Consider the following 6,222-nt stretch of genomic DNA (forward strand, 5'->3'; position numbering starts at 1 on the left):
GCCCACCCGCACCAGAACAACCGAATTACCGGCACAGCAAAACAAGCCTTCCGCAGAAGCGTGCAAAAAGCGACGCGTCAGCAGACGACGTTCTTGCTGAGGGTGGTGTTCCAGGAGAGTGGCTGCGCTCGGGACCGGCCGTAAAGAGTGAACGCCCGGTGCTCCCTGACAGGCAGCTCGAAGAACATTAGTGCTCGGCGGGAGCCGAGTCAACCCCGTCGGCGCAACCGGTTTTCCCGGCGCCGCCGCTGGCGCCGCTGCCCTCGCCACCGGCGGCGGCCAGCCGGGCGGCCGGCGGCAGCTGGAAGGCGAGCACCGCGACGTCGTCGTCGTGCTCCGCCGTCACGCCCATGGCCCGCAGCAGCCGGGCGCAGACCACGTCCGGGGAGCCGATGGCGCCGGCCAGGGTGCGGGCGAGCTGGCCCAGGCCCTCGTCGATGTCCTGGTCGCGGCGCTCCACCAGACCGTCGGTGTAGAGGACCCCGGTGGTGCCGGGCAGCAGGCTCAGCACGTGCGAGCTGTGCGAGCCGCCGCCGGTGCCGAGCGGCGGGCCGTTCTGCTGCTCGCCCTGCAGCACGGTGCCGTCGGGGCAGCGCAGCATCAGCGGCAGGTGGCCGGCCGAGGCGTAGGTCAGGGTGCCGGGCTGCGGGAGGGCGCCGCCGGGCTGGCCGTCCACCGGTGGCGCGGACTGCTCGGGACCGTCCACCGGCGACGCGGGCAGCACCGGCGGGTCGTAGACGGCATAGACGCAGGTGGCGATCTGGTTGGCGTCGATCTCCATCGCGATGCCGTCGAGCAGGCCCATCACCTGGTGCGGCGGCAGGTCGAGCCGGGCGTAGGCGCGCACGGCGGTGCGCAGCTGTCCCATCACCGCGGCGGCCAGCAACCCGCGGCCCATCACGTCCCCGATCACCAGGGCGGTGCGGCCGCCGCTCAGCGGGATCACGTCGTACCAGTCGCCGCCGATCGCCGCGTCGGCGCCGCCGGGCTGGTAGGTGGCCGCCACCCGCAGCTCCGCGGGCTGCTCCAGTTTCTGCGGGAGCAGGCTGCGCTGCAGCGTGACCGCGGCCTCGCGCTGGCGGCGTTCGGCCTCGCGCAACCGGGCCGCGACGGCCACCTGGTCGGTGACCTCGGCCGCGTAGACCAGCACGCCGACGGCGGGCGCCGGCTGGCCCTCGCGGGTGGCAGGGGTCCGCTCGTTGCTGCGCAGCGGGACGCAGGAGACGTTGAAGCAGCGGGTGCGGCCCTGGGCGGCCGGGCCCGCTGCGCTGCCCGCGGCCGGATCCGCGATGCTGCGGGCCTTGACGCTGCGGGCGCGGCCGCTGCGCAGCACCTGGTCGAGCAGCGGGAGCAGGCCGAGCTCGGCGAGCTCGGGCATCGCCTCCTCGGCGGGGCGGCCGGGGTCCCGGGTGCCGAAGAGCTCGCGGTAGGCGTCGTTGGCGTAGCCGAGGCGGTGGCGCGCGCCGTAGGTGATGACGACGGGGGCGGGCAGCCGGCCCAGCACGTCGCGCAGGTCGTACAACTCGTGCAGGTCGAGGAGCTGGTCGGGGCCGAGCAGGCCGACCGCCGCGCCGAGCGGGTCGCGCGGGCCGGGCAGCGCGACCGGGTCCTCCACGGCGGTCGGGGCAGCGACTCGCCGCGGGGCCCCGGTGAGCCGCGCACTCCAGCGCAAGAGGTTCAACCGACTGTCGCTTTCCTCGGATCGCGGATGCTTTTCGTCACGGTTCGTACTGATGTTTGCACGCGCCGTGACGGCCTGTCACGCAGATCCTGTCAGGTGAAGGTGCGGTTCCGGAAGTCGTACGTGTGGTGGTCGTGTTGTACGGCCCGGTCGCACCCCCGGCCGGCCGGTGCCTCCCCGGCCGGCGGGCGTCAGTCCTCCTGGTTGCCCATGGCCGCCTCGAACTCGGCCCGCGGCTGCTCGACCGAGCCCAACGAGACCGTTTCCCGAGCGAACAGCCCGCCCAGCACCCAGTCGGCCAGCACCCGCACCCGCCGGTCCGGGCTGGGCAGCGCGCGCAGCGTGCGGGCGCGGTGCAGCAGCCAGGCGCGGCGGCCGGTGAGACTGCCCTTGCGGGTGTGGGCCACCGCGCGGCGCAGGCCGAGCGAGGCGGAGGCGTAGCGCTCGGCGGGCCGGTAGGGGTGCGGCGGGCGGGCCGCGGCGACCGCGAGCAGGTTCTCCGCCAGCAGCTCGCCCTGGGCCAGCGCGTGCTGCGCGTTCGGCGGGCAGTGGCCCTCGTCCGGGGCCGGCACCGCCGCGCAGTCCCCGGCCGCCCAGGCGCCGGGCACCGGGGCACCCAGGTCGTCGGCGACCTGGAGGGTGGCCAGGCAGCGCACCCGGCCGTCCGGCTCCAGCGGCAGGTCGGTGGCGGCCAGCAGCGGCGCGGGCCGCACCCCGGCCGTCCAGACCAGGGTGCGGGCGGCCAGCCGGCTGCCGTCGGACAGGGCCATCACCCGGTCCTGGGCGGACTCCAGGGTGGTGCCGAGCCGGATGTCCACGTTCCGCTCGCGCAGTTGGGCGAGGGCGTGCCCGGCCAGCGCCGGGTCCGCCTCGGCGAGGATCCGGTCGCCGGCCTCGACCAGCAGCCAGCGCAGGTCCTCCGGCCGGATGTTGGGGTAGCCGCGCAGCGCCTGCCGGGCCATGTCCTCCAGTTCGGCGAGCGCGCCCACTCCGGCGTAGCCGGCCCCGACGAAGACGAAGCTCAGCGCGGCGTCCCGGAGTTCCGGGTCACGGGTGGTGGAGGCCAGGTCGAGCTGGTCGAGCACGTGGTTGCGGAGCGCGACCGCCTCGCCGACCGTCTCGAAGCCGATCCCGTGCTCGGCCAGGCCCGGGACCGGGCGGCTCCGGGAGACCGAACCCACCGTCAGCACCAGCTGGTCGTACGCCAGTTCGGTCTCTCGGCCGTCCGTCGGCGCCAGCCAGGCCAGCTGCCGGGCGTGGTCGATCCGCGCGGTGCGCGCGGTGAGCACCCGGCAGTCGGGCAGCGCGCGGCGCAGCGGCACCACCACGTGCCGCGGGTCGATCGCGCCGGCAGCCACCTCGGCCAGCAGCGGACGGTACGTCAGGTACGGTGCGGCCTCCACGACGGTGATCTCGGCGCGCCCGGCCCGCAGGTCCTGTTGGAGCTCCCGCTGGAGCCGCTGGGCCGTGGTCAGCCCCGCACAACCGCCGCCCACGATCAGGATCCGGATGGTGCCACCCCCGTTCGAATCGGTGTGACCTGGTTCACGCAACCATGACGGAACCATGACGCCCCGCGTAGGGCCCTCTTGTCCACAGTGCGTACCGGATTCGTCGGGTCCGAAGTGGCGCCCGGCCAGGCGGGGCGGGCGATCCGGCGCCGCGCGGCGGGGGTCCGAGACGCTTCGGGCAGGCCCCGGGGGCCGTCCCGGGGTGGCTCGGGGGTGCTCCTGGGGCGGGCTGGTGCACGGGGCGGCGCACGCGAAAAGCCGTCACCCCGGGTGGTGAATCCATTACGGCCTGATTTACCGTTGGCCGACCAGTCCGACTGCCCGAGCCCGAAACGGGGAAGGGTAGTCCGCGGATGATCCTCGCCCGTGCGGGAGACGAAGCTGCCCCGCGCGGCGCGGCGGGCCGCCGCGCGGGCGGCGGGGGCCGGGTGCTGGGGCCGGACCCGTGCAGGTCACGGGCGGCTGCGACGACTTCGCACGAGAGCTCGGAGATGGGCTCCTCCGGGGGAGGGTTGGGATTGAACGATCAGGATCACCTGCTGGGCGACCCGGCTGTGCCGCAGTTCGGCGCGGGCGCGCGCACCGTGCCGGAACAGCGGGCGCCGCTGCCCGGCCCGTTCCGCGCGGACGCCGCCCCACTCGGCCCGGACGGCGGGCCACTGCCGCCGGACCCGGCCGAGGGGCGCCGGCTGGGCAGCCCACGGCTGCGGGTGGACGCGCGGCGCAATCTGGAGAGCGTGCTGCGCGCGGCCCGCGAGGTGTTCGGCGAACTCGGCTACGACGCACCGATGGAGGAGGTCGCCCGGCGGGCCGGGGTCGGTGTCGGCACCGTCTACCGGCGCTTCCCGAGCAAGGAGGTACTGGTCCAGCGGATCGCCGCCGAGGAGGTGGCCTGGCTGACCGCCCGGGCCCGCGAGGCGCTGTACGGCCCGGCCGGGCCGTGGGAGGCGCTGGCCGGCTACCTGGCCACCGCGGTGGCCACCGGCGCCGGCCGGCTGCTGCCGCCGGAGGCCTTCGGCTACGCCGAGGAGCTGGCCCGGGTGCCCGAACAGCGGCTCTCCCCGGACGCCGGGGTGCGCCCGCTCGACGGCGGCGAACCACCGGGCGCCGCCGGGGTGCCGGACGCCGACCCGCACCTGCTGCTCCAGTTACTGGCGGCGCTGGTGGCACGGGCCGCGGCCGCGGGTGAACTGCGGGCCGGGGTCACGGTCTCGGAGATCGTGCTGGTGCTGACCGCGGCGGTGCCGCCCTCGATCGCGCGCGGCGCGGCCGCCACCGTCGCCGGGGCGGAACCCGCCGACCGCCTGCTGCGGATCCTGCTGAACGGCCTGCGGGCGGCCTGACACCGGCCGGCCGGTGGGCCGCCGGAGCACCGCGGGAGCGCTCCCGGAGCCCGTAGCGGCATCCGGGAGCGGTCAGGGCACGCGGCGGGCCGGTCAGCCGACCGGGCGGGCGGGCCGCCGTGGGGCGCCACCGGCGCCCTGCGGCGGCCGCGGCGTCAACCCGGCGTCAACTGGCTGCGCCGGTGCGGGGGAACGTGCGGTGCGAGCGCTTCCCCGGAAGAGTGGGTCGGGCCGTCCGCGGCTTCCGGTGCCCTCCCCGCTATGCCATTCTTTGGCCGTGGTTGGAGCCAATGTCCCGGTGCGCACCCTTGAGGGGGTCGCGACCGCCGCGCACGCCGGCGCAGGCGAAGGCGCATCGCAGCACGCCCCTGAGCGCTGTGCGCCCTCATGGCGGGCGGGCCGGCTCGCGGCGGCGGCCGGCGCCGCACCGATGACCGGGCCCGGCCCGCTCGGGCGGCCCGGCGGGTGCGACCGATGACCGCCGAGGAGCAGAACGACCGCGGCACCGAGTCCGGCGCCGAACCGACCACCGGTCAGGTGCCCGGCCAGGGCGGCGCGCCCTCGCGCGAGTCGCTGACCGGCACCACCGACGCCGCGCCGACCGACCAGCCCTACCGGTTCGAGGGCCCGCACCGCGGCCGGGTGCCCGGCCAGGCCGTCGCCGGCCAGGGCGGGGTGACCCCGGAGGCCTTCGTCGCCCCCGACGCCTTCGCGGCCCACCGGCCCGGCCCGGGCGGCGCCCGGGACGAGTTCGGCGCCGAGCCCGAGGAGAGCACCCCGCTCGCCCTGGTGCCGCCGCCCGCCGACCCGGTCGACGGCGAGCGCCCGCCCTCCGACGCCGAGCTGACCGCGCGGGTCCGGGCCGGCGACGACAACGCCTACGAGGAGCTCTACCGCCGGCACGCCGACGCCGTGCGCCGCTACGCCCGCTCCTGCTGCCGGGACAGCTTCACCGCGGAGGACCTGGCCGGCGAGGTCTTCGCCCGGACCTTCCAGGCGCTCAAGGCGGGCAAGGGGCCGGAGTTCGCGGTCCGCGCCTACCTGCTGACCGCCGTGCGCAACATCGCCGCCGCCTGGACCAAGGGCGAGCGGCGCGAACAACTGATCGACGACTTCGGCAGCTTCAGCCAGTCGGCGGCGGCCGCCACCATCGAGTACGACCTGGCCGACCCCGGCGCGGACGCCTGGGCGATGGCCCTGGCCGACCAGCGCATGGTGATGCAGGCCTTCACCGAACTGCCCGAGGACGACCGGGTGCTGCTCTGGCACACCGTGGTCGAACAGGAGTCGCCCAAGGCGGTCGCGGTGCTGCTCGGCAAGACCGCCAACGCCACCACCGTGCAGGCCCACCGGGCGCGCTCCAAGCTGGCGGCCGGTTTCCTCCAGGCGCACGTCTCCGGCAGCCAGGCGGCCGGCTGCGAGGAGTACGCCAACCGCCTCGGCCGCTACGCCCGCGGCACGCTGCGCAAGCGGGCCGCCGCCGAGGTGGGCGACCACGTGCGCGGCTGCGAGCGGTGCACCGCCGCGCTGCTCGAACTGGTCGAGCTCAACCACGCGCTGCGGCTGCTGCTGCCCGGTGGCGTGCTGGTCTGGGTCGGTGCGGGCGCCTTCTCGGCGGTCGCGGCGGCCGTGGCCGGTGGCGCGGTGGCCGGCGGGGCCGCGGCGGGCGGTGCGGCGGCGGCGAGCG

At 76.4% G+C, this 6,222-nt stretch carries 3 protein-coding genes and 1 pseudogene; 2 read left to right on the forward strand and 2 right to left on the reverse strand.

From position 1 onward, the window contains the following. Nucleotides 1–199 precede the first annotated feature (199 nt). Together ACQRUO_RS38100 and ACQRUO_RS38105 are read right to left on the reverse strand one after the other, a co-directional pair. Nucleotides 200–1,681 (reverse strand): annotated as a pseudogene (locus ACQRUO_RS38100) (PP2C family protein-serine/threonine phosphatase); the annotation flags it as partial. Between the two features lie 191 nt (nt 1,682–1,872). Next, nucleotides 1,873–3,234 carry an NAD(P)/FAD-dependent oxidoreductase gene (locus ACQRUO_RS38105; RefSeq protein WP_428320764.1) on the reverse strand — a complete coding sequence of 454 codons (1,362 nt, stop codon included), beginning with the start codon at nt 3,232–3,234 and terminating at the stop codon, nt 1,873–1,875. 617 nt (nt 3,235–3,851) lie between these two features. Between ACQRUO_RS38105 and ACQRUO_RS38110 the strand changes: the two genes are divergently transcribed. Further along, nucleotides 3,852–4,535, forward strand: a complete 684-nt coding sequence (locus tag ACQRUO_RS38110; RefSeq protein WP_428320766.1) for a TetR/AcrR family transcriptional regulator — start codon at nt 3,852–3,854, stop codon at nt 4,533–4,535. Nucleotides 4,536–5,009: 474 nt separating this feature from the next. After that, on the forward strand, nt 5,010–6,222 hold a 1,213-nt coding region (locus tag ACQRUO_RS38115; protein ID WP_428320765.1), incomplete at its 3' end, for a sigma-70 family RNA polymerase sigma factor.

Source organism: Kitasatospora sp. LaBMicrA B282 (genome assembly GCF_050325825.1).
Lineage (GTDB): Bacteria > Actinomycetota > Actinomycetes > Streptomycetales > Streptomycetaceae > Kitasatospora.